23 protein-coding genes are annotated in these 25,030 nt (G+C 41.6%); 16 read left to right on the top strand and 7 right to left on the bottom strand.

The features are described from left to right. Positions 1-71: 71 nt before the first annotated feature. The 4 genes from BWD47_RS16000 to greB all read right to left on the bottom strand — a co-directional run bounded on the left by BWD47_RS16000 (position 72) and on the right by greB (position 4,062). The gene (locus BWD47_RS16000; RefSeq protein WP_065979405.1) at positions 72-2,387 is read right to left on the bottom strand and encodes a Tex family protein; all 2,316 of its coding nucleotides are present in this window, start codon (positions 2,385-2,387) and stop codon (positions 72-74) included. A gap of 136 nt (positions 2,388-2,523) precedes the next feature. Next, positions 2,524-3,105 carry a CBS domain-containing protein gene (locus BWD47_RS15995; RefSeq protein ID WP_036973388.1) on the bottom strand — a complete coding sequence of 194 codons (582 nt, stop codon included), beginning with the start codon at positions 3,103-3,105 and terminating at the stop codon, positions 2,524-2,526. Positions 3,106-3,157: 52 nt separating this feature from the next. Next, positions 3,158-3,463 (bottom strand): hypothetical protein, encoded by a 306-nt coding sequence (locus BWD47_RS15990; RefSeq protein ID WP_036973387.1) that lies wholly within the window; start codon positions 3,461-3,463, stop codon positions 3,158-3,160. 116 nt (positions 3,464-3,579) lie between these two features. Next, positions 3,580-4,062, bottom strand: a complete 483-nt coding sequence (gene greB, locus BWD47_RS15985; RefSeq protein ID WP_036973385.1) for a transcription elongation factor GreB — start codon at positions 4,060-4,062, stop codon at positions 3,580-3,582. A 166-nt stretch (positions 4,063-4,228) separates the two neighbouring features. On the opposite strand from greB, the gene ompR reads away from it, so the two are divergent. Both ompR and envZ read left to right on the top strand, forming a co-directional pair. Then, on the top strand, positions 4,229-4,948 hold the full coding sequence (gene ompR, locus BWD47_RS15980) for a two-component system response regulator OmpR (protein ID WP_036973384.1): 720 nt from the start codon (positions 4,229-4,231) through the stop codon (positions 4,946-4,948). 5 nt (positions 4,949-4,953) lie between these two features. Then, complete coding sequence (gene envZ / locus BWD47_RS15975) at positions 4,954-6,249, top strand: two-component system sensor histidine kinase EnvZ (protein WP_036973383.1); 1,296 nt, start codon at positions 4,954-4,956, stop codon at positions 6,247-6,249. 74 nt (positions 6,250-6,323) lie between these two features. Here the strand turns inward: envZ and BWD47_RS15970 are convergent, their stop codons facing one another. Then, positions 6,324-7,028: a 2OG-Fe(II) oxygenase gene (locus BWD47_RS15970; protein WP_075594298.1), complete on the bottom strand. Its 705-nt coding sequence runs from the start codon at positions 7,026-7,028 to the stop codon at positions 6,324-6,326. Between the two features lie 36 nt (positions 7,029-7,064). On the opposite strand from BWD47_RS15970, the gene BWD47_RS15965 reads away from it, so the two are divergent. The 9 genes from BWD47_RS15965 (at position 7,065) to speD (ending at position 15,372) form a co-directional block, all read left to right on the top strand. Beyond that, on the top strand, positions 7,065-7,463 hold the full coding sequence (locus BWD47_RS15965) for a thioesterase family protein (protein ID WP_036973381.1): 399 nt from the start codon (positions 7,065-7,067) through the stop codon (positions 7,461-7,463). 81 nt (positions 7,464-7,544) lie between these two features. Continuing rightward, the gene (locus BWD47_RS15960; RefSeq protein WP_075594297.1) at positions 7,545-8,123 is read left to right on the top strand and encodes an aminodeoxychorismate/anthranilate synthase component II; all 579 of its coding nucleotides are present in this window, start codon (positions 7,545-7,547) and stop codon (positions 8,121-8,123) included. Positions 8,124-8,170: 47 nt separating this feature from the next. Further along, positions 8,171-9,331, top strand: a complete 1,161-nt coding sequence (locus BWD47_RS15955; RefSeq protein WP_036973752.1) for an HDOD domain-containing protein — start codon at positions 8,171-8,173, stop codon at positions 9,329-9,331. Positions 9,332-9,699: 368 nt separating this feature from the next. Next, positions 9,700-10,905 (top strand): aspartate aminotransferase family protein, encoded by a 1,206-nt coding sequence (locus BWD47_RS15950; protein ID WP_036973379.1) that lies wholly within the window; start codon positions 9,700-9,702, stop codon positions 10,903-10,905. A gap of 81 nt (positions 10,906-10,986) precedes the next feature. Then, a complete protein-coding gene (gene astA, locus BWD47_RS15945) occupies positions 10,987-12,003 on the top strand; it encodes an arginine N-succinyltransferase (protein WP_036973377.1) in 1,017 nt (338 codons plus the stop codon). An 18-nt stretch (positions 12,004-12,021) separates the two neighbouring features. Then, a complete protein-coding gene (astD, locus tag BWD47_RS15940) occupies positions 12,022-13,491 on the top strand; it encodes a succinylglutamate-semialdehyde dehydrogenase (protein WP_065979401.1) in 1,470 nt (489 codons plus the stop codon). Between the two features lie 130 nt (positions 13,492-13,621). Beyond that, positions 13,622-13,969 carry a DUF3802 family protein gene (locus BWD47_RS15935; protein WP_065979400.1) on the top strand — a complete coding sequence of 116 codons (348 nt, stop codon included), beginning with the start codon at positions 13,622-13,624 and terminating at the stop codon, positions 13,967-13,969. Positions 13,970-14,057: 88 nt separating this feature from the next. Then, positions 14,058-14,471: an OsmC family protein gene (locus BWD47_RS15930; RefSeq protein WP_036973371.1), complete on the top strand. Its 414-nt coding sequence runs from the start codon at positions 14,058-14,060 to the stop codon at positions 14,469-14,471. A gap of 88 nt (positions 14,472-14,559) precedes the next feature. Further along, the gene (gene speD, locus BWD47_RS15925; RefSeq protein ID WP_036973370.1) at positions 14,560-15,372 is read left to right on the top strand and encodes an adenosylmethionine decarboxylase; all 813 of its coding nucleotides are present in this window, start codon (positions 14,560-14,562) and stop codon (positions 15,370-15,372) included. Positions 15,373-15,424: 52 nt separating this feature from the next. Here the strand turns inward: speD and BWD47_RS15920 are convergent, their stop codons facing one another. Then, complete coding sequence (locus BWD47_RS15920; protein ID WP_065979398.1) at positions 15,425-16,753, bottom strand: M24 family metallopeptidase; 1,329 nt, start codon at positions 16,751-16,753, stop codon at positions 15,425-15,427. A 145-nt stretch (positions 16,754-16,898) separates the two neighbouring features. On the opposite strand from BWD47_RS15920, the gene BWD47_RS15915 reads away from it, so the two are divergent. The 5 genes from BWD47_RS15915 (at position 16,899) to BWD47_RS15895 (ending at position 23,780) form a co-directional block, all read left to right on the top strand. Next, positions 16,899-18,374 carry a bifunctional ADP-dependent NAD(P)H-hydrate dehydratase/NAD(P)H-hydrate epimerase gene (locus tag BWD47_RS15915; protein WP_075594296.1) on the top strand — a complete coding sequence of 492 codons (1,476 nt, stop codon included), beginning with the start codon at positions 16,899-16,901 and terminating at the stop codon, positions 18,372-18,374. Between the two features lie 242 nt (positions 18,375-18,616). Beyond that, entirely contained in the window at positions 18,617-20,131 is a 1,515-nt protein-coding gene (locus BWD47_RS15910; RefSeq protein ID WP_075594295.1) for a S41 family peptidase, read from the top strand. A gap of 161 nt (positions 20,132-20,292) precedes the next feature. Continuing rightward, the gene (locus BWD47_RS15905; RefSeq protein ID WP_075594294.1) at positions 20,293-21,588 is read left to right on the top strand and encodes a tyrosine-type recombinase/integrase; all 1,296 of its coding nucleotides are present in this window, start codon (positions 20,293-20,295) and stop codon (positions 21,586-21,588) included. 666 nt (positions 21,589-22,254) lie between these two features. After that, on the top strand, positions 22,255-22,818 hold the full coding sequence (locus tag BWD47_RS15900) for a recombinase family protein (protein ID WP_039037949.1): 564 nt from the start codon (positions 22,255-22,257) through the stop codon (positions 22,816-22,818). Between the two features lie 11 nt (positions 22,819-22,829). Then, on the top strand, positions 22,830-23,780 hold the full coding sequence (locus BWD47_RS15895; RefSeq protein ID WP_256719391.1) for a hypothetical protein: 951 nt from the start codon (positions 22,830-22,832) through the stop codon (positions 23,778-23,780). A 123-nt stretch (positions 23,781-23,903) separates the two neighbouring features. Here the strand turns inward: BWD47_RS15895 and BWD47_RS15890 are convergent, their stop codons facing one another. Continuing rightward, complete coding sequence (locus tag BWD47_RS15890; protein ID WP_178387094.1) at positions 23,904-24,656, bottom strand: hypothetical protein; 753 nt, start codon at positions 24,654-24,656, stop codon at positions 23,904-23,906. Between the last annotated feature and the right edge of the window lie 374 nt (positions 24,657-25,030).

The raw sequence follows: 25,030 nt of genomic DNA, 5'->3' as shown, positions 1-25,030 counted from the left end.
AGTGAGCCTTTAAAAACAAAAAAACCGCGTAAGCTTAACTTACGCGGTTTTTTATTAGCCTAATATAATGGCTACTTTTTAACTTTAGCGTTGGCAAAGGCATCGGCAAAGGCATTGCCCATGGCTGCATTACCAAAGTCGCGTTTTGGTTTAGAGGTGTTTTTTACCTTTTGAGCCGCGGCAGGTTTGCTTGTAGTTGCCGCTTTATTGCTGGTATCAACATCATCGTCTAAGCGCATGGTAAAGCTAATACGTTTACGAGCAGCATCCACTTCAAGCACTTTTACTTTTACGATGTCACCCGCTTTGACTACTTCACGCGGATCTGAGATAAACTTATTCGTAATAGCAGAAATATGCACCAAACCGTCTTGGTGAACACCTACATCAACGAAGGCACCAAAGTTTGCTACGTTTGACACCACACCTTCTAGAATCATGCCCGGTTTTAAATCGTTAATGGTTTCAACACCGGCTTTAAACTCGGCCGTTTTAAATTCAGGGCGCGGGTCGCGGCCTGGCTTATCAAGTTCTTTAATGATGTCTGTGACGGTTGGTAAACCAAATTTGTCGTCAATATAGTCGTTCGCAACAAGCTTGTTTAGTATATCTGAGTTACCAATTAAGCTATTGACATCCAGGTTGTTCTTTTCGCAAATACGCTTAACAATCGGGTAGGCTTCAGGGTGAACTGATGACTTATCAAGAGGGTCTGTACCATTAGTGATACGTAAGAAGCCCGCGGCTTGTTCAAATGCTTTTGGCCCTAAACGCTCTACTTTTTTAAGCTCAGAACGCTTGCTGAATGAGCCATTCGCATCACGGTAGTTAACAATGTTCTGTGCCAGAGTTTTGTTTAAACCCGATACACGAGTAAGTAACGGCACTGAAGCCATATTTAAATCAACACCGACAGAGTTTACACAGTCTTCAACCACCGAAGTCAAAGTTTGCCCTAACTGACTTTGTGACACATCGTGTTGGTATTGGCCCACACCAATTGACTTAGGTTCAATTTTAACAAGCTCTGCAAGGGGGTCTTGTAAACGACGCGCAATTGAAACAGCACCACGTAACGATACATCGAGATTAGGAAATTCATTCGCAGCAAACTCAGAGGCAGAGTAAACAGATGCTCCAGCTTCACTGACCATAATTTTGTTAAGGTTAAGCTCGCTGTTTGCTTTTATAAGCTCTGCGACGAGTTTGTCTGATTCACGTGATGCGGTGCCATTACCAATAGCGATTAACTCAACTTTATGCTGGCGACATAATTGTTCAAGCGTGCGCAGTGATTTTTCCCAATGATTTTGAGGGGCATGTGGAAAAATAGTTTGTGTCGTTAATAGTTTACCAGTGCTGTCTACAACAGCTATTTTACAGCCTGTGCGTAAACCTGGATCTAGGCCCAATGTTGTACGAGGACCAGCCGGAGCTGCCATTAATAAGTCTTTTAAGTTCTTTGCAAATACGTCAATGGCACCGGTTTCGGCTTTTTCGCGCATCGCCCCTAAAAACTCATTTTCAAGATGTAAGCTTAATTTAATTTTCCACGCCCACTGCACTACGCTCATTAACCATGCACTCGCTGCTGAGTTGCTAACATCTAAGCGATAATGATCGGCAATCATTTGTGCGCAGATTTGTGCAGGATTTTCAGCACTGGGTTCAGGGTTAATATTGAGCTGCAATACGCCTTCATTTCGTGCTCTTAACATGGCTAAAGCACGGTGAGAAGGCACTTTTTTTAGTGGCTCTTGGTGTTCAAAGTAATCACGGTATTTTGCGCCATCATTTTCTTGGCCAGCAATAACGCGGCTCTCAATTTGACCATGTTGACTTATATGACTGCGGAATTTTGCAAGCAACTTAGCATCTTCAGCAAAGCGCTCCATTAAAATGAACTTAGCCCCATCGAGTACGGTTTTCGTATCAGCAAAACCAGCATCGGCATTGATGTAGTCAGTGGCGTGTTGTTCAGGGTCTAAGTTTGGATCATTAAACAGGGCATCAGCAAGTGGTTCAATACCTGCCTCAATTGCAATTTGCCCTTTGGTACGGCGCTTAGGTTTGAAAGGCAGATATAAATCTTCAAGCTCCGTTTTACTGTCCGCGTTATTAATATCCGCACTGAGCTCGGTTGTTAGTTTTCCTTGCTCTTTAATCGTGGCAAGTATAAAGCTACGGCGCTCTTCTAGTTCACGTAAATACGATAGGCGTTGCTCAAGTAAACGCAGTTGCGTGTCGTCTAAGCCACCCGTTACTTCTTTACGATAACGCGCGATAAAAGGTACTGTGGCACCTTCATCAAGTAATTTGATTGCAGCAACAACTTGTGGTTGCTGGGCATTTAGCTCAGTCGCTAAGCGTGCAGAGATATTGCTCATGCATAAACCTTTTTAAAAAATAGAAAATCAGTAAAACTGAAGATTAATTGCCTGAATAATATCACAATAAGAAGGCCTTAAAAGCACTGCTTTTAAGGCCCGCTGAAATAGTTCTTCACAACGCAAATTTTAATACTTAGTGAGGGTGATCGATGTGTTGCATCACTTCACTGAAGCTATTAGCAATGGGGTTGATATTAACAGGAATATGTAACTTTTTAGCAATTTGACGCGCAGAAATTAGCCCACAAATTTCATTCTCTTTACTGGTGACTAGCAAGAACATCATACCTTGATGCTCCATTGTTTGTAGTACATCGCCAATGCATGCGTAACTAATGCTTTGTAAGCTTGCACCCGCTAAATTACTAAGCGGTGTCATTACATCGTGTAATGTAATCTCGTCACGGTGCAGGTTTAAGCGCTGTGCAAGCATCATAATCTTAGAGCTTTGCAGGTCAGCACTTGATGTAATACCCAGTAACTTATCTTCACTATCAATTACTAAGATAAAGTCAGAACAGTGATTGCTAGTTTGTTTCAGCGCATTAACAATCGTTGTGTCGTAATGAGCGCGTAACGGGTCTTTACTGGTGAAGCTATTTAATACTTTAAGCGCCGGAGAGGTTAGGTCTAGGGTTGGCTCAACTTCATTTACAGCATTAGATAATGCGCCATTTGAAATGTCTTGTAGACGTAATTCTTTGAAATTATTCATTTTGATCACCATACATTTTAATAAAACTTTAATTGAAACAATTTTGAGTTAATTAAAAAGCAGGGGGACCTCGCTGATGCGCGCTGAACACAGAAATAACAGAACAAGGATTAACATACACCGCAACACGGCCATCTGGCAGTGGTTGAGCTGCACTGGCAATCAGCGATGGGGTATGTTTGTCAAAGTCAGTATCTGTATTGGCTGGGTCTGTACTGTCGCACGCAATGTAATGTGCGGTTGGCGTAACACTGTCTGAGTGGCTTTCAATGTCATTGGCGTAAGATATCAAACTCGCACTCATTAAAAGCGCGAATACAATGGCATTACTCATGATGCGATGTATTAGGTTTGACATACTTACTACCTTCTAAAACCTCAAGCACTAAATGCGTCTTGAGTCTCCTTAGTTATAGAACACATTTTTAGAGTAGACAATCACTAATTAATGTTTTCTGAATATTTAAAGATAAATTAGGGTGCGTTAGGGTAAGTTATTTCATTGACGAACCATTCTTTTGTGCCTTCGGGTGTGATGACCGAAAATTCGTCATCCACTTCTTTACCTAATAGCGCACGCGCCATAGGTGCGTCGATAGAAATATAATCTTTACGCTCATAAATTTCGTCTGGGCCCACAATACGAAATCGTTTGATGTCGCCTTGTTCATTTTCAATTTCAACCCAAGCGCCAAAAAATACTTTGCCTGCTTGTTGCGGATTGTAGTCAACAATTTTTAGGTCTGGCATACGTTTTCTTAGGTAACGTACGCGGCGATCTATTTGTCGTAAAACACGTTTATTGAATTGATAATCGGCGTTTTCAGAACGGTCACCTAAGCTTGCTGCCCACGTGACAATTTTGGTAATTTCAGGACGCTTCTCATGCCACAAATAGTCATGTTCTTGTTGTAATTGTTGATAACCTTCACGCGTAATTAAATTTGTTTTTGCCATTTTACTTAGCCTCACAAGAAAACCTGCCGCACGGTATAAAAGTCTTTTGTCTTTGTCGAGTAGGATTTTGAAATGTTCCGTAACAATCTAAGCGTGCAATTCGATTTTTATTCTTAAGTTTTTCATTTATATTAACAAGTAACACATTACAACAAGAATGAAAGTTATGGGACACGAAACGACAAAGGTATTAGTTGTTGATGACGATATGCGTTTACGCAGTTTGCTTGAACGTTATTTGGTAGAGCAAGGGTTTATTGTTCGTACAGCAGCAAATTCAGAGCAGATGGATCGCTTACTCGAGCGTGAAAATTTCCACTTAATCGTACTCGATTTAATGTTACCCGGCGAAGACGGTTTATCCATTTGTCGCCGTTTACGACAAAAAGAAAACGATATACCCATTGTGATGTTAACAGCTAAAGGTGACGAAGTAGACCGTATAATAGGTCTTGAGCTCGGTGCTGATGACTATATTCCTAAACCGTTTAACCCACGCGAACTATTGGCACGCATTAAAGCGATTTTACGTCGTCGCGCTAAAGAAGTACCAGGCGCGCCTGCTGCAGAGGAAAACGAAATTAGTTTTGGTGAATTCACACTAAATTTAGCCACGCGTGAGATGACGCAAGGTGATAACACCATGTCATTAACCAGTGGTGAGTTTGCGGTATTAAAAGCGCTTGTCACACACCCGCGTGAACCGTTAAGTCGTGATAAGTTAATGAACCTTGCGCGAGGCCGAGACTACAGCGCACTTGAGCGTAGTATCGACGTACAGGTTTCGCGTTTGCGTCGCATGATTGAGGTTGACGCTGCTAATCCTCGTTATATTCAAACAGTATGGGGCTTAGGCTACGTATTTGTACCAGACGGTGAAAAGTAGCAATAATGGGCATGTTTCCGCGAAGCGCATTTGGGCAAACCGTCTTTTTAGTCGCAGCGTTGCTTTTAATCAACCAGATCGTGTCTTATATCACGGTCAGCTTTTATGTTGTAAAGCCAACCATAGAGCAAGTAAATCTGATCCTCGCTAAGCAAATTAAAACGGTGTTTATCGAGTGGGAAGAAGGCGTTGAAGTGAGCAAAGAAGCCTCTGAAAAGTTCTTTGAAATAACAGGGATAGAAGTCATGACTCAGCGCCAAGCAATGCGCGAAGGGCTGGCTGAAACACGTGAGTATTCAATGCTTTCGCGCAGCATGTCTAAAGAGTTAAATGGTTCAGCACGTGTGCGCATTAGTCAAACGGATCCGCTTGTATATTGGGTTGAAGCACCGCAAGCCCCTGGTTATTGGGTGCGCGTACCCTTAACGGGTTTGCAAGAAAACAACCTGAAATTTTTAACTTTTTACTTGTCCAGTATAGGTTTTTTAAGTGTGCTAGGTGGCTGGTTGTTTGCGCGTCACTTGAACCGTCCTTTAAAAGCACTGCAACAAGCTGCTGTAAAAGTGGGGGTGGGCGACTTCTCCACCAAACTCGAAGAGCAGGGCTCAACCGAAGTCATTGAAGTAACGCGTGCTTTTAATCAGATGTCTCGGGGTATTGCGGCATTAGAAAACGACCGTCGTTTACTAATGGCGGGGGTATCTCATGACCTTAGAACGCCGCTTACGCGCATTCGTTTAGCCACAGAAATGATGTCAGATGATGAAGACTACCTTCGCGAAGGGATAATCCATGATATCGAAGATATGAATGCGATTATTGACCAATTTATAGAGTACTTGCGTCATCACAAGCGCGAAGAGCTTGCGCTTGAAGATTTAAATGCGCTTGTTGCAGAAGTCGTCGAAGCAGAACAAAAGCATCATCGCAGCATCACCTTTAAAGAAAACCCCAGTATTCATGATGTACCAGTGAGCATGGTGGCAATAAAACGTGTTGTCACTAATATGATTGAAAACGCGATACGTTATTCACAGGGTGATATTGAGGTTGAAACTCGCCTGAGTAGCAATAAAAAATTCGCGATGGTGGTTGTAAATGATCAAGGCCCTGGTATTCCTGAGAGTGAACTTGAAACCGTGTTTGAACCGTTTAAACAAGGTGATGCGGCCCGTGGTAGTGAAGGTAGCGGTTTAGGGCTGGCAATAATCAAACGTATTGTTGATATGCATGGCGGAAAAGTGCAATTGCTTAATCGCCCCGAAGGTGGCTTAAGTGCACAAATCTATTTACCGTTGTAGATGAAATAACGTGACAGATTAAGACTGATTGCTTAAAAAGTGCGACAGGAGTGTCGCACTTATCTTATTGAACGTTATGACTGTGGTTGGCCGTAAATTTGCTCGGCACGATTAAACAATATCCACGAGGTCAAAATATACTTATCGTTTGAGATTGGCTTATTGCCACGGTGAGTGTGGGTAAAGTAGCCAGGAGCCACCACCATCGTTCCTTTCTTGGGCGATATTTTACGTTGTTGATAGTAAAATTCGGTTTCACCACCTTCCTCTACATCGTTTAAGTAAAACATAAACAACAATACGCGATGAAGCGCTTCGTTATGACCTACTTGCGGGTATACCTCACTGTGCCAGTATGGATAGCCCCCTTTATTGATGTCGTATTTTTGCGCCTGAATTTTACCCATTCTAAAGATTTGCTGGACTAGTAAAGGCAGTTGCGGCTTGCCGACTTCTTCAAAGTTGTCTTGGTTTAAGTCAACGGGTTGACCGGTTTTTGGGTGATAGACTTTTAATCCAAACGCGCCAATCATCATAAAAATATGCTCTTCGAGATACTTAAAGATGTACCCTGCGGTGGTTTGTTGAATATGTTTTAATTGTTCGGCGTATTCTGGGTGATTATTTAGGTATAAATCGCGGCTGTCTTTTTTAGATAAATCAACGCCACCAGAGGTAATGCCTTGTTTTAAATGCGGGCTTTGTTCAAATACCGTGATAAAATTATCGCAAAATTCTTTGCTAAGGGCGTTTTCGTATACGCGAATAAAGTCCGTCATGAGCTACCTTTAGTTTATATTTTTTATAGGGTTACTATGTTTATTGAATCAATCACGCCCCGATTTAGCGAAACGGATGTCTTAGGGCATATCAACAATACCGTACTCCCCGTGTGGTTTGAAGCCGCCCGTGCGCCTATTTTTAGATTTTTTACACCGGATTTAAATCCGCATCAGTGGAAATTGATTATAGCGAAGGTTGAAGTAAGCTTTGTCGGAGAGTTGTTTTATGGCCACGATGTTGAGATAAAAACAAGTGTTGAGCATATTGGTTCAAGCTCCTTTGTATTACGTCAAGAAGCGTGGCAGCAAGGCACATGTTGTGCGGTGGGTAAAACGGTCTTGGTACGGTATGATTTTGCTAATAAATGTTCGCAAAAGTTAGATGAGCAAGAAAAAGCAGCACTTTCTGCACACTTATTCGTTTCTGAGTAGCCGTTTTTTGCCGACATTTCTGGGCGCTTGGGGTAAAATGTCGCTTCATTATTTTGACTGAGTAATTTTGGGTTACATGCAATGCTGTTAATGATCGACAACTATGATTCGTTTACCTACAACCTAGTGCAATACTTTCAGCGCTTGGATCAAGAGGTATTGGTTAAACGAAACGATGAGATAAGTGTTGCCGACATCAAGCAATTAAAGCCCGAACATATTGTCATCTCTCCTGGGCCTTGCTCACCAAATGAAGCCGGTATTTCGCTGCAAGTGGTTGAAGAGTTTAAAGGGCAGCTGCCTATTTTAGGTATCTGCTTGGGACATCAAACAATTGCGCAAGCATTGGGAGGTGAGGTCGTACGAGCACGACAGGTTATGCACGGTAAAACCTCCTTAGTGCACCATACAAACCAAGGTGTTTTTAAAGGCTTAGCCAACCCATTGACGGTATGTCGTTACCATTCGCTGGTGGTTGATAAACAGAGTCTTCCCAGTGAGCTCAGTATTACAGCGTGGACCGAACACAATACGCATTTTGATGAAATAATGGGAATAATGCACAAGGATCTCGCACTTGAAGGTGTGCAATTCCATCCTGAAGCAATTTTGACGCAACAAGGGCTTGAATTACTTGCCAACTTTTTAACTCACTTCTAATCTTAAGCTAATTATTTACAAATATGAACGACAATACTGCTGTGCAAATGACCGATGAAATCCGACAACAAAGGACTGCGATGGTGCTTAATGAGCGTGCGCATGATCTTTTGCTTGGCCACAGTTTTGCACAGCGTCAGATTGGCTATATTCATACTTTAGAAATTGATTATGGCGAGCAAATGGAGCAGCGAACTTTATTAGAAGTTGAAGTTGCAGCGCAAAAGAAACGCCAAAAAAGCAGTACAGCGCACCATAAGTATCGTGCTCAAGCGAGTCAGCAATTACATCAAGTGATTGAAAATGCGATGAACAAGCAGCTGGAAGATATTGATTCAGTGGTACATGAAACCATTGGCATTCAAGACAGTGTGCCCGCTATTTTAGATATTCTTGCGACACGTTCAGCATCGGTAGGTCGCTTAGAGCCGTTAATTAAAGATTTAACCTGGCTTGGGCGTGAGCTCGTCGCGTTTGTTAATTTGCCATACTATCGCCAGCAACGCAGTAAACACACTTCCGTTAAAGTTGATAACCCGTTACTCGCATTGCGTTATATTGGTCTTGATAACCTGAAATTTGTGGTCCCGACATTCGCAGTACGTCACTGGATGCCTCACAGCACAGAACCCTTTCCTTTATTAAAGCGCCGCTTACGAGATAATTCAATGGCATGCGCTATTGCAGCACAAGAAATAGCAAAGCTAAACGGCGTTAATGAAGAACACGCGTTTACTTTAGGCATGTTATTGGATGTAGGGAAAATTGCCTTAGTAAGGCTCTATTTGCGCACTTTTGAGCGAGTGTGGCAACGCAAGGTGGCAATGGCGCGCGAAGAACAAAAGAAAGATTTGCATACTGCATTATTAGAGTTAAAACCCGATCCTTTATTTTTAAGTTCGTTATTAAGCAAATTGTCACTTAAAGTGACAGCCACCGTGATTGAGCAAATGGCATTTCGGTATTTGCCGTTTAACGCCGTTTTGCAGCAATTAACGACACCCCTTGCTAAAAATGATGAATACCTTCCTCTGACCCAAGTGATTTTAAAAGCACGGTGCTATGCGCAGTTTTTAAGCTTGAACGAACATCAGTTAGTTGAGAAAGATGAAGTTCAACGCTGGTTTACGCATTATGGTTTTACACAAAATGAGCTTGATGAACTGGCAAAATGCAACTTTGAGAACTTCCATATCCAAATTAATTAAAATAATTGTTAATTTTTTTGCGACTATTCATTCATTGTAAATGCTGAGCGATAGCAATATTTAGATAACGTGCCCATGCGTGGTTTGCTAGCAGCGCGCCTTTTAAGTGTATTTTGTATAAAAAATACCCCTCAAATAGTTATTCACTATCCATGAAAAAATATCTCAAACCCTTTATTTTCAAGGGCTGCATGAAAGTTTTCTAAGAGACAGATGGATTTTTTTCTGAAATAATGGATGAATGAAAATTGAACCAAAGAGTAATTAAGGTGATTTTACTCTAAGCTCAATTAGCTTAGTAAAATAGCTTAGTTTAGCTTTATAGCGCCGCTTAAGATGGCGTGTGCTTACGATAAAGAGGATATAAAATGACAGTCAATCGCGAATTATTTGATCACGTAATGGTTCCTAACTATGCACCATCAAGTGTTATTCCTGTGCGAGGCGAAGGCTCTCGAGTTTGGGACCAAGAAGGTCGTGAATTTATCGATTTTGCAGGTGGTATTGCTGTTAACTGCCTTGGCCACTGTCACCCGGCCTTAGTAAGTGCATTAAAAGAGCAGGGCGAGAAAATCTGGCATCTATCAAATGTGATGACCAATGAGCCAGCACTGCGTTTAGCTAAAAAGTTAACCGATGCAACGTTCGCAGAAAAAGTTTATTTTGCTAACTCTGGTGCAGAAGCAAACGAAGCCGCATTAAAACTTGCGCGTCGTTTTGCACTTGATAACTTTGGTGAGCAAAAATCACAAATTATCTCATTCAATAAAGGTTTCCACGGTCGTACATTCTTTACTGTAACAGTAGGTGGTCAGGCTGCCTATTCAGACGGCTTCGGTCCTAAGCCGGGCGATATCGTACATTGTGATTACAATGATTTAGCGGCTTTCGAAGCACTGATCAGTGACAATACATGTGCAGTTATGATGGAACCTCTACAAGGTGAAGGCGGGATTATTTCACCAACAAAAGAGTTTGTAAAAGGTGTACGTGAGCTGTGTACTAAGCACAATGCGCTGTTAATTTTTGATGAAGTACAAACAGGTGTCGGCCGTACTGGTGAGCTTTATGCGTATCAAGGTTTAAATGTCACGCCTGATATCTTAACCACAGCTAAAGCGTTAGGTGGCGGTTTTCCTATTGGTGCAATGATCACCACAACTGATATTGCTCAGCACTTAAAAGTAGGAACACACGGTTCTACTTATGGTGGTAACCCACTTGCGTGTGCTGTTGCAGAAGCTGCATTTGATACGGTGAATACACCAGAGGTGTTAAGTGGCGTTAAAGAAAAATCGGCTTTATTCCGCGAGCTATTAACTGCAATCAACGACAAGTACAACGTATTTAGTGAAATTCGTGGCGAAGGTCTACTATTGGGTGCAGTGGTTACTGAGCAATTCAAAGGCCGTGCAAAAGAGTTTTTAGTGGCAGGGACCGAAGAAGGCGTCATGTCATTAGTAGCGGGTGCAGATGTTGTTCGCTTTACTCCTTCACTTGTTATCCCTGACGCTGATATCCGCGAAGGTATGGCTCGTTTCGAAAAAGCAGTTGCTAAAGTCGTTAACGGCTAATCATTCAACTGACATATCAGGGCAAGCACTGCTTGCCCGCGTTCATAATTTACCGTTATTTATAAGGGAGCAAGCGGACTCATGATGATCCTTCGCCCAATCCAGCAAAGTGATTACCCAGCATTACTTAAAATTGCCCATGAATCAGGGCATGGTTTTACATCTTTGCCTAATAATGAAGAGTTGTTACAAAAGAAAATCGATCATTCACTGAGCTCATTTGCAAAAGTAGCCCAGCAGCCTGGTGATGAAGGTTACCTGTTTGTTCTTGAAGATAGCGAAACAGGCGAAGTAGTGGGTACTTCAGCCATCGAAGCCGCCGTGGGTTTAGATGACGCGTTTTATCATTATCATTTAAGTAAAGCGATTCATTCATCGCGTACACTTAACGTTTATAAAGCCGTTGATATCTTAACGCTATGTAATGATTACACCGGTGCAACAGAGCTATGTACATTGTTTTTGAGAGATGGTTACCGCAAAAATAACAATGGTAAATTACTATCAAAAGCACGTTTTATGTTTATTAATCAACATAAAGAACGTTTTGCTGAAACAGTTATTGCAGAAATGCGTGGTGTGTCAAACGAGAATGGCGAAAGCCCATTTTGGCAATGGCTTGAAGAGCACTTTTTCTCAATGGATTTTCCAACAGCCGATTACCTGACGGGAATAGGTCAAAAAGTATTTATTGCCGAGTTAATGCCTAAATACCCAATTTACGTGAATCTATTAAGCAAAGATGCGCAAGCTGTTATTGGTCATGTGCATGATAATACTCGCCCAGCTATTGAGCTGTTGAAGAGTGAAGGTTTCACTTTTAACGGCTACGTTGACATTTTCGATGCGGGTCCTACGGTTGAAGCTAAAGTGGATAATATCGCTACGATTCGTAATTCAAGAAAGGTGCAGGTCGAAATAGGTCAAAGCCAAGGCGACACCACCGTGATGCTCGCTAATGATAAACTGACTGACTTTAGAGCCACAGTGACACAAATTAATCTACCGTGTGATGTCGATACAATTACCCTTTCAAGTGAGCTTGCAAAAGCCCTTCACTTAGAAGCTGGCGACACCGTATCAGTTGCAAAACTATAGAATTTAGGAGACACAGTAATGACGCATGCAGCGCAATTTATTAATGGTCAATGGCAAGCAGGCCTTGGTCATGCATTCAACTCTGTAAACCCTGCAAATAATGATGTTATTTGGCAAGCAAATACAGCCACGGCTGAGCAAGTCGACAGTGCTGTAAATGCCGCGCGCCAAGCTTTTTATAGTTGGGCGGATAAATCATTTGCAGAACGTTTAGCTATTGTTAAAACGTTCGCTGAAACGCTTAAAGAGCATAGTGAAGAGTTAGCGCTGATCATTGCGCAAGAAACAGGTAAACCGTTGTGGGAAACTCGCACTGAAGCAGGCGCCATGGTGGGTAAAATTGCGATCTCTGAAAAAGCGTTTTTAGAGCGTACCGGCGACGTTGAAAACCCCATGCCACAAGGCCGTGCGATGATCCGTCATAAACCACATGGTGTTGTTGCCGTTTTTGGTCCGTATAACTTCCCGGGTCATTTACCAAATGGGCATATTGTTCCAGCATTACTAGCGGGTAACACGGTTGTATTTAAACCTTCTGAGCTCACTCCCGCTGTTGCAGAGCTGACTTTAAAACTGTGGCAAAAAGCAGGTTTACCTGATGGGGTTATTAACCTTGTTCAAGGTGAAGTTGACACAGGCAAGGCGCTTGCGGCGCATAAAGGCATTGACGGCTTATTCTTTACGGGGTCATCGCGTACAGGTCATATCCTACATGAACAATTTGCAGGTCAACCGGGTAAAATCCTTGCTTTAGAAATGGGGGGGAATAACCCGCTTATCGTGACTGACGTTGCGGATACTAAAGCTGCTATTCACGATATAATTCAATCTGCGTTTATTTCTTCAGGCCAACGTTGTACCTGTGCGCGTAAGTTATTCTTACCTGTGGGCGAGCAAGGTGACGCCATCTTAGCGGGTCTAATAAAAGCAACCAAAGCGATTAAAGTCGGTGAATATGATGCTGATGACCAGCCGTTCATGGGCTCTATGATTTCGGCTGCGGCTGCCGCGGGTATGGCTGCAGCACAACAGCAATTAGTAGAACTAGGTGCTGACGTATTAGTTGAGTTAACGCATACAGAAAATACCGGCTTTGTAACGCCAGGCATTTTAGAGTGTACAAACGTGACTAATTTCCCTGATGAAGAGCACTTTGGTCCACTTCTTAAAGTTTTCCGCTTTACTGATTTTGATGCTGCCATTGATAAAGCAAATGACACAAGCTTTGGTTTATCAGCGGGTCTATTAAGTGACAATGCAGCTGATTACGACCACTTCTTACGTCGTATTCGTGCTGGTATTGTTAACTGGAACCGCCCAATTACGGGTGCATCGAGTGCGGCTCCGTTTGGTGGCATTGGTGCGTCTGGTAACCACAGAGCAAGTGCATATTATGCAGCAGACTACTGTGCATACCCTGTTGCGTCAGTTGAGCTTGAAAAAGTGGCTATGCCAGCCACATTAAGCCCTGGCTTAAAAATAGACTAAATCAGTATTAATGATTATAAAAAGCAGCTTCGGCTGCTTTTTTTGTATTGGCTTTATAGCAAAGGTAGCAATTAAAAGCGCTTTCTGCTTAAATCTATAGAGTTAGTCATTTTATTAGGTGTGCAGTCGTATGGTTTTAGATAGGCAAGGGTACGATGATCTTGTCATGTATCTCACTCAAAATTTAGCGCTATTTGAGAAGCCAGGTCAAATAAAGCCAGGAGCTCCAACGGTGCTAGAGCTAATTGAAGACGTGATTGCCGAGAATGTCATGCTGCTTTGCGAACAGCATACAGAATTGAACACCGAACAACGCAGCCAAATCGTTCGCGAAGTCGATGGCATCGTTTATGACTTACAAGAAGTACTAAGCAGTGTCACAAATCAACCTGTTACTGTTGAGCAACACGCCTTTATTGATGAGTTTGCTGGACTTGTAAAAAACTTATTCGATACAGCCGTTGCTGAAAGTGCGTAATCTCCTTTAACACCTAATATCGTTTTTCGATTGCATCTGAGTGTGACTTGCTTACAATCAAGCAAAATAACTTTTAGAGATAAAATAAATGCAAGCGAATGTAAAATGGGTAGAAGGTGATACCTTTATTGGCCTTTCAAATTCAGGTCACAATGTCGTTTTTGATGCGGGTAGTGACAGTGCTGCACCAAGTCCAATGGAAATGGTATTAATGTCGGCAGGGTGTTGTTCATCTGTTGATGTTGTTAGTATTCTTAAAAAAGCGAAGCAATCATTTTCTGACGTGCAAGTAAAGCTCAGTGCTGAGCGTGCTGAATCTGCTCCTCGTGTGTTTACCAAGATTCATCTACATTTTGTGGTTACTGGCGATAACGTGTCTGAAAAACACCTTGCGCGTGCTGTTCAATTGTCTGCAGAAAAGTATTGTTCTGTAGCCTTAATGCTTGATAAAACAGTAGAAATTACACATAGCCATGAAGTTGTGGAAGAACAAGTAAAATAACGCTTTTTCCAAACGCAAAATTCGTATAAAATCCGCGAACTTTTATTTCTGCTGGTGCAGGTTTCACTCGTTTAAAGGTTGGTTTAGCATGAATAAACCCTTCGATAAAATTAAGCTTCATGGCTTTAATAATTTAACTAAGAGCTTAAGCTTCAGTATTTACGATATTTGCTACGCGAAGACTGAACAACAGCGTAAAGAATATATTGAATATATCGACGAACAGTACAGTGCTGATCGCCTTACCGATATTTTAGGTGAAGTAGTGGACATTATTGGTGCAAACATTTTGAATGTTTCTCGCCAAGATTATGATCCGCAAGGTGCCAGTGTAACAATTCTGATCTCAGAAGAGCCAATTGAGCAGCAAACAACGTACGACGTTGATGAAGCGCCGGGTCCACTTCCTGAAACTGTGGTAGCACACTTAGATAAAAGTCATATCTGTGTTCACACGTACCCAGAAGCGCACCCTGATGATGGTATTTGTACTTTCCGTGCTGATATCGAAGTATCAACGTGTGGCATTATTTCGCCACTGAAAGCGTTGAACTTCTTAATTCACAGCCTTGAGTCAGATGTAGTAACAATTGACTACCGTGTCCGTGGTTTCACGCGTGATGTTGATGGTGTGAAACACTATATCGACCATGCGATCAATTCTATTCAGAATTACATGACTGAAGATACAAAAGAAGCGTACCAAATGATGGACGTAAACGTGTATCAAGAAAACTTGTTCCACACTAAAATGATGTTAAAAGAAACCGACTTAAATACCTATTTATTCGGTGTATCTACATCTGATTTGTCAGAAGACGAAGAAGAAGAGATCCGCTCTAAGCTAACACGCGAGATGCAAGAAATCTTCTACGGTCGTAACTTACCTGACACTGAGTAGTCACTGGTAACGTATTAAAAAAACGGCGCATAAAATTATTATGCGCCGTTTTTTATTTTATAAGCAGTAACTCAGTTTGTCTGCCATTTAGATACCACACCCCTGATTTATCGAAAAACGCATCTTCTTCGAGCATAATTCGAATTTCTTTATTCCATTGTTTTATAAAAACGGCGTTGTTTAATTCAATCGAATACGCGGTATTTAAGTGCAGTGGATAGTCGCCATCGCCAGCAACCCCTTGTTGTGAATCCCACATGCCCAGCGTTGTTCCCGCAGCATGGCCATGGTAACCAATAGGGTGGGTGTATATTGTGGGCTTTAACCCTTGAGCAATCGCCTCTGCACGAGACTCTTTTAGTACTTCATTACCCGTTTTACCGGCTGCAAAGTGTGAGGTGAAAATATCTTGTAATTGATTGCCACTTTTTAAGGCATTCACTAAATAGTCTGGTGCCTGCGTTTCGTTTTCTTTTAACACGTAAGCATGTTGTTGAGTGTCAGTGTTCAAGCGCAAATAGGTAATGCCAAAATCAACATGCAGTAGATCACCCGCTTGAATAATGTGCTCATTATCTTTGCTAAAGCTTGTTTCATGATCAAACGTTTTTTTATCGGCACGCTGTATACTGACACTGGGGTGAAACCATGTTTGCAGTTTTAATTCTCTTACCCGCTCTCTAAACCACCAGGCTAAATCGTTTGTGGTTGTTTCACCTACCTTTATCACTTTGCTTGAGAAGCCCTCAGCAATAATTTGATGCGCAATAGCCACTGCCTTTTTATACATGTCTACTTCTTCAGGTAAACGTTGCTCGAGCCACTCAATAGCGAGAGGTTCAGCAGAAATGAGCTTATCAAGGTATTTTTTAGGGAGTGCGCTTTTAAGATTATTAAAATCACCGACGACAAGACCATCGGCATGTGCCCAGTTTTGAGAGGTGTTTAGGGCAATATTTTTAGGTTGGTATGTTTCAATTATGTCATTTAGAGCAAGCCATTGATCAGGTTGCTTTTGTTTATCCCATGACTTTTTGAATACCTTGCCGATTTTATATGGCGCGATAGCGTGCGCATCAACCCCACCTTGTTGGTTTCGAGCAAACACCAAAATGGTGGTGCGTCTGGCTGATAACCAAGTCGCAGGCAGCATTGTTTTTAAAATAGGATCTTCGTTATATTCTCTACTGATTAGCAGCCACATATCAATATTATGTTGCTTCATTAAAGGGGGCAGTAACGTTTTTACTCGTAATTCAGTCATTTTATCAATAAATTCAGCGCGCGCTTTCATTGGTAAAATATCGACCGTATTTGCGCTTAATGGTAGGGCTAATAAGGCACAAAATAATGAAATAACCGTTTTTTTGTTATTAGTCATGGGTTAACTCTTTTTATTGTCAGTGTCTTTAGAACATAGCAATAATAAATAGACAAGACGATAAGATTAAGATGAATAACAGGTTTCTATCTACGGGGTTGCTTGCTACAGTAAATTGATAGATTGCTCAAGAATGACTAAACCAATGATTGAACATCAGTTATTTAAAGCCGAACAAATAAGAACGAATGAAGCCATTGCGGCTAAACGCTGCGGTGTTGCGATGTACACGCTTATGGAACGTGCTGGTCAGGCTGTGTTTATGCATAGCGTGAACTACTTTGCGGACGCGTTGCATTATGTGGTGTTGGTCGGCGTTGGAAACAATGCAGGTGATGGCTACATCGTTGCAAATTTGGCTAAACAAGCAGGAAAAAACGTGACAGTGATAGCCGCTGTACCTGACAAACCCTTGTCAGGAGATGCACTCACCGCACAACAAGCTTGGTTAGATGCCACAGGCGAAATCGTGACAGACTTTGCTGTGCTTGAACAGGCTGATGTTATCGTTGATGGTTTGCTTGGTACGGGTATTCAAAGTGACGTTCGCTCGCCATTTAGTGAGCTGATAAACGCGGCGAATAATAGCCAAGCGCCCATTATAGCTATCGATCTACCCTCTGGTATTCATGCCGATACTGGCGCCGTTCAAGGTATTGCAATTAAAGCGACTGTTACTGTGACCTTTGTGGGTATTAAACAAGGTTTGGTAACGGGGCAAGGGCGCGCGCATGCAGGGCAATGTGAGTTTGCAGATTTAGGCATTGCTGATGCATTTGCGTTGCTGTGCTCACCCTGTGCTTTGCTTATTAATCAGCAAACAATCAACTCACTACCAGCGCGTGATAACAATAGCCACAAAACCAGCCATGGTAAGTTATTGTGCATTGGCGGTAATGCAGGTACAGCAGGTGCTATTCGCTTAACGGCAGAAGCGGCACTGAGAACAGGTGCGGGTATGGTTAAGGTGTATACGCATACCAGCTCAATTCTCAGTGTAAGTATGGGAAGGCCAGAGTTAATGGTCACAGACGCTAATCTAATTGCTTCTCTTGAATGGGCAAGCTGTATTGCCATAGGCCCCGGTTTGGGGCTTGATAGTTGGTCTGAGGCTACCTTTGAAACAGTCATGCAGTACTGTTTCACCAATAATAAACCCTTAGTTATTGACGCCGATGCACTTAATTTAATTGCCCAACATGCGTCGTCATTTCCACTGACAAACACGGTTATCACTCCTCACCCCGGTGAAGCCGCACGGCTGCTTAATTGCAGCACCTCAGACATAGAAACTGACCGTTTTGCAGCGGTCAAACGTTTAGCGCACAGCTATACCACAACCTGCGTACTAAAAGGGGCTGGCACATTAATTAGCAATAACAATAAAACCTGGGTCTGCACAGATGGTAATCCAGCCCTTGCTGTTGGGGGGAGTGGAGATGTACTCACTGGCGTTATTGCAGCCCTAATTGCACAAGGGCTAGATACTCAGCAAGCAGCCTGCCGAGGGGTCTGCTTACATGCAAAAGCGGGTGATATCGCCGCTGAGCGTGATGGTGAGCGTGGTATGTTGCCAAGTGATTTGTTTATGATAGTCAGAGAGTTAGTTAATTCACCTTAACAAGCCATAAATTAAAGGGCCAATTTCATTTATGCCCATTCGCCTCATAAACAGCTCACAATCGTTGAGTATTATTGCGGGTTGTATCAGAGTGTTTCAAAATGATGGGCTCTTGTGTCGACAGTGTGGGTTTTATTTTTTAGTCATTAGTTATAAATTAAACAATATGTAGCACGGTTAATAGTCGCGTTGCTATTACATGTATACCCACTGTTTGGATTAAAATAATTAAAAGGATTTATATGAATAAAGCGGTTAATTTATACTTGCCTCTACTCGTGAGTGGCATAGCCTTAGTCACTGCAAGTGTGAGTGTGCAAGCTGACAGCTCTCACCCAGTACAACACTTTCCAAAAACAGCAACCCAGTGGAAAGCCACTACACAAAAAGATATTGAAGCTGCTTATCAGCAATCAGTCGATAATCACCCCGGCATGTTTGATAGCGATAACCCAGGGTTTCCACAATTACTGTTTAATGCCAAGCAACACGCTTTAATGCTTGCCGACCAAGTAGAAAATGCACAAGGTTACGCAGCCGCAATTGCACGTTTTAATTCGGTTTTGCAAGATGGTCACGCTGGGGCAGTTGCACTGTTACCTGACGACGTTAAGTTGCCACGACGCTGGCCCGGATTTTCTGCAGTATGGCGTGGTGATGGCTTAAAAGTGTATTACAGCGAGCATGATAAAGTAACGAAAGGGGATAAAATAGTGCGCTGTAATAACACGCCTATTGAACCCTTAATGCGCGATACCCTGTTTAAATTTTATGGTGAAGTTGATCAACCCGGTCATTGGTGGAACCAAGGATGGCGATTATTAGTGGATGATGGAAACCCATTTCTAACCCCCTTTAAAAGTTGTGATTTTGTGAAAGTCAGTGGCGCGACGTATAGCGTTAGACTTGAATGGTCTGAGCGACCAAAAAATGTTCGCCAGCACTTAGTAAATGCTTACAATGGTGATGAGCTCGAGGTAGGCCTACACTGGGCAACTCAAGAGATTGCTTGGGTAGCAATGCCTTCATTTTCACCAAATGAAGAACAAAAAGCACGTTACCGACAACTCTTCACTGATTTAGCCGATCAGCGTGAACAATTGCTAACGGCTAAAGCGGTGATATTCGATCTTCGCCATAATCAAGGTGGCTCAACATATTGGAGTATGAAAATTGCTGAGCAACTTTGGGGGCCGCAGCATGTGACATCGCGAAGAGAGCTGTTAGCTAAAAATACACGCGTTTGGTGGCGAGCATCCAAAGATAATACGCAATACCTTGAGTCATTAAAAACAAAAGTGCAAGACCAGCCCGAGGTCTTCGCTATAGTAAAACAAGTCTCAGCAGGTATGCAGACGGCGTTAGATATGGGTGAACCTTTTTATATTGAGAAGAAGCCAGCAACGACACCGGTCTTAGATGAAATATCTGAAAGCGATTTTAACACTAAAGCCATCGTTATAGTGCCCGGACAATGTGCCAGTGCGTGTCTGGATGCAATTGATACTTTTAAGTTATTTTCAAATACAGTGTTATTTGGTGCGCCGAGCAGTGCTGATTCAACCTATATGGATGTTCGATTTGTTGATACTCCCTCAGGATTAAGCAAAGTGATAATCCCTAATAAAGTTTATGTAAACAGAGCGCGCGGTAAGGGGGATTTTTACTGGCCTGATATTCCATACCATGGCGTTGACTGGACAACAGAGGTTTTATTAGAACACATTGAGCGTGTTATAAAGAAAAGTGATCTGTAGAGATAAAAAACCCAGCCGAAGCTGGGTTTTTTAAGCGAAGCGCTTGGAGTGGACTACATCATGCCTTCCAAATCTGCCTTAACCCTCTGTATGTACTGTAAATAAAGGGTTGTGGTATTATTTGTCTCTACATTGGTCTCCACTTTTGGGTATATTCAACAATGGCAGAAGCTAGTAATAACAAATACCTTAAAAAACGTAAGAATCGTGATGTCTGGATGTTTCAAATAAGAATACCTAAGGAAGTTAGGCACTTATATGACGGTAAAGAGATTTACGTAAAGTCACTTCAAACAAGCTGCATTAAGACGGCTAGGTTGCGTAGAGATAGTTTGTTGGGGCAGCTAGCGGTCCAGAAGGAACAAGCTATTGATGGTGGGCGTAGCACCTTTATGAGCTTCTATAATAGCTTAGAGCAAGCAAAACGAGATGCTAGGGGTGATAAATGTGAAGCGTATTATCAGCTTGAAGACTCTATTTTGGTTGGAACAGAGGAACACCCAGAGATACGACAGGAAGCAGCTAAAGCAGTTAGGACTGGAATAATACCAGTAAAGTATACCTATTCCATGAGAGAAGCACTTAATGATTGGCTGCGTAAAAATAAACAGAGAAACCAAGATACTATAGTCAAAATGAAGTCTACCGCTAGTCGTTTCTTGAGGCATCTAAATGTACATGATATGCCGCTAATGGGTATTGAAAGAAAGCAGGTGATTAGTTTCATAGACGAACTCATTCAGGAGGTTTCAGTAAGCACAATCAAAGGCCACTTAAGCAGATTAAAAAGTATTTATGACCATGCTTGGAGAATCGCTGAAATAGATAAACGTGATAACCCTTTTGACTCCCACATACTTACCCACTATGAAGAAGATACGGTTGTAGAGAAAAAACAACTATTTAGTCGTGAGGAAATCAAGAAGATCATTAATTGGGCTGACTCTGAAAGTGAAAGTATTAAAGCGCTTGTCTACTTGGGTCTGTATACAGGTTGTCGAATCTCTGAGATCTGTGCGGTGACCCCTGAAGATGTATATATAGAAGGTGAACTAATGGCTTTGTATATAAGGAAGGGTAAGACAACGGCAGCGAGCAGGACAGTACCTCTTCCTAGGGTCGTGCATGGAATCGTAAGGAAGCGTTTAGAGTCCGTTGACGCTGGGCAAAGCCTTATTGGAATGGATGGTAAAAAGGCCTCCAGAGTCTTTAGTAACTTTAAATCCGCTATGGTTACCAAAGACAAGAGTCGAACATTTCACTCGTTTAGGGTTCATGTGAGTACGGCCTATCAAAGGGCTGGTATAGACGAGAGTAGTGCTGCATTTTTAATTGGTCATAAAGGTGGTAAAACAATGACTTATGGCTACTACTCTAAGGGGGAGGAATTAAGAAAACTCTGCGAGTATGCTGAAATAGCATCAAAAGTGATAGAAAGGGACTGGTTAAATGGCTAATTATGACACTTTTATTTCAAACTGGTCTGATGTCTTTATTGGGTTTACTGTGTTATCATACGAGAGTAGATCCATGTTTGACCATAATTTGATCTTCCTATATAATAGTACCTATACACAGTAAAAAGAGGTATGAAGTGCTATGAACTGATGAATTTTCAGGAATTAAAAAATAGGAAAGAGAGATAGAGCTAACAGAGTCTGTTTTAAGAAAACTACTGAAAGCCCCAAAATAAGCAATTGGATTTTAGCCTTGTCTCTCTATGAAATCAACTATAAATTCTATAGGGAGTCTTGATGTTATATCATGATAATCCATGGGATGTAGATTTGGTGTATGTAAGAAAGTACACGCGCGAACGATTTGGTCGCACGGAATACGTATGTTCTCACTACAGATCTCATCCTAGCTGCTGATAACGCAGCAAACCATAGGGCAGTCTTTTGATTGCCCTCCTTATACCCCCAACCTCATGCACTTCCTGCTTCGATTTTGAAACTTCTCGTAGCCTCATTTTTTTATTTTCAATCAAGTAAGGTTGTATTCAAATGAGTATACCTAAACAGGTATGGTCATAACGCGATCAAACAGTACCTGTTAGGGTTTACTTTAAATTAAGACCACATTATTATTTCCCGCCTCTTAGAATTAAACGAGTACAGGATTTGGCACACATAGCTTATATGAGGGTCTCTTCTACAGACCAAAACACAGAACGACAACTTGCAGACGTAGAGATTAGTTTTACAAAAAAGTTTGTTGATAAATGTAGTGGTGGCTCTGCTCAACGACCAGCCTTAAATGAGCTAAAGGAATACATCAGGGAAGGTGACACTGTACATATCCATAGCATTGATAGACTTGCACGTAACCTCTTAGACTTGAAGCAGATTGTTACTGATTGGAATGGTAGAGGGGTCAAAGTGAAGTTTCATAAGGAAGGCCTCTGCTTTAAAGCTGGTGGCTCTGACCCAATGTCTGAGTTAATGCTGAGTATGTTAGGTGCAGTTGCTCAATTCGAGTTATCTATGATTCAAGAGAGAAGGCAGGAAGGCATCGAAAAAGCCAAGGCTGCTGGTAAATACCGTGGCCGTCCTACCAATAAGACTAACCACCAGCAAATCAGGCTATTACGCTCTCAGGGTATATCTTTGCGTAAAATAGCTAAAGAGGTTGGTGTTTCCCTTTCCACAGTACAAAGAGCTCTAGAAGCGATAGAGAAGCCTTAATGAACCAATACATGTCTGATAGTAGTTTTATAGACATTAACCCAAGAGAAGTGATTTTAGACCCTGCAATGCAAGGGCGAGATACTAATTTAATTAGAGATAAGAACACAAGACGCGCCCAAGAGCTTAAGCAAGAGAGCCAATCAAAAGAAATCTTAGACGACCTTCACAATGGAGTAGGAATAAAGCAACCAATAACTGTGTTTGAGGTTTCTGGAAAGAAGCTTGTTATAGATGGTTTTCATCGTATTAGTGCATCCTTAGAGTACATGGACAAAGCTAAATGTGATGATTTTAGGGTAAAAGCTAGGTTAATTAGAAACAGAACATACACAGAGGCTTTTCTTGCGGCTCAAGAGGTTAATCAAGGGCATGGTGTAGGAGTTACTAAAGACGAAGTCAATCAGTCTAAGTTTAGGTCATTAGTAATAGCTGGAAAATATGATTACAGTGTCAGTGAGCTTGCAAAGCTTATTGGCTGTAGTCGAGGGCAAGCAAACCATGTAATGAGAGCCCTTAGAGCTTGTGAAGAAGCTATTCAAGGTAAGTTGGAAGACTATAGTTCTCTTGATAGTTTTACCCGTCATCTGCAAAAAAACCTCGAGAATAGATATACAGAGGCAGCTAAAAGCTCCACTTGGGATGCTAGGGGGTTTCCAAAGGTTAGAAGGCTTTCTGATATTGTTTCAGGCAAAAGTTACATCCCTAAGGATATGGATAATGAAGAGTACAGGCATTATCTAATAGAAGAGGCATATGCCAAGATAGATAGCCTAATAGAATCAGTAGGTGAAGATAACTTTAGGGAAGCCCTACGTAAAACTGCTAGAGGCTCTACCCTTGGGATTTCTATTACCAGAAGGGATAAATGGCTTGAGCAAGCAGGAACGTTAGAGAGTGACGAAGCGCCAGATAATTGGGATGGCGTATCAATACCTGAAAGCTCATATGACGCCTTTTAGATGTCGCTGTATAGCCATCAAAGGAAGACCACACATAGTCTTTATAAGGAAATAGAGCCTAGTGTACACATGTGTACAGTGTGGTTTCCTTGGTGTACACAACAGGTTTACAGGTAAGTTAAATCAACATGCTAAGCGAAGTCTAGTCGAAAGTATGAACTCTCTATGTAGCTCAAATAGCTCTGTTGCTAAGTCATTTAGCTCACTAATTTGCTCACTAACATTATCTGGCCAGTCGTATGAACCTCTGTATCTATCTGGTATACAAGAGAACACATCGCCATTACCAATAGGGTAAGACTTAACAGCGAGGGTATAAATAAAATGCTTTACCTTACCTAAAAAATGACTTCTTTTAGACTCAAGCTCTTCATCTAAGAAGGATTTTTGAGCGTTGTCCCACGTATTAACAAACTTCTCTAAAGAATCAAAACTACCTCTATAATAAGCATTACCAAAGTCATGGTCTTTTAATGTGCATACATCAAGGCCATCTGCAGGTAATAAAGCAGCAAATTCCATAAATAATTTTTTATCTACATCAATTTGAGCCTGTTTCTTATTTTGAGATAGTTGCTCAGTCTTATATATGAGGACTCGATAAACAATATTGTGTAGTAGGGCTAAAAAGATTAACCCAAACCCAAAAGAGTAATCAGCTGTACTGTTTTGCAAATCTGATAGGGTATAAGGAATACCAGAGTTTAAATTAAAGGTATCTACCAGCCAATTGTAAAACAGGTGTTTAAAAGGGGTTGGGGTCAAAATTATTGCCGCTCCAGTACCCCCAATGAACCAAGTGAGTTTGTTAGAAAAGTCTGGGAATAGCCATTTTTTCCATATGATTTCTTTAACTTCCTTTTTGTTATACACCATAGCTCCAATATGAATATGACTTTTATAGTTAAGCTTAACGCACTTATCATACTTGCTCTACATTTATAAAAAACAGATAAATATAAAACACGTTTTTTTTAAGCGTAGTGAGTCGATGCAATCGCTAAGGTGCTTTACTGCCTCCACCTCTCCCCCCCTGTAACTCAGTAGGAACATACTCAAGGCAGTAGTAAGTTAACTTGTGAGAAAATTGCTTAAGGATGAACCTCAAGAAGTAATTATATTTCTTAAAAAGATATAGAAAAGTGGGTAAGTGTATACCTATATATACAAAAGGGTTTACCCATGTCTCTACAGATGTCTCTACAGAGGATGAATAAACCCTTATAAATCAACGGTTAGGTTGTTGGGCA

The sequence above is a fragment of the Pseudoalteromonas sp. PAB 2.2 genome (assembly GCF_001938575.1).
GTDB classification, from domain to species: Bacteria; Pseudomonadota; Gammaproteobacteria; order Enterobacterales; family Alteromonadaceae; genus Pseudoalteromonas; species Pseudoalteromonas lipolytica.
This window is presented reverse-complemented; position numbering and strand designations above follow the sequence as displayed.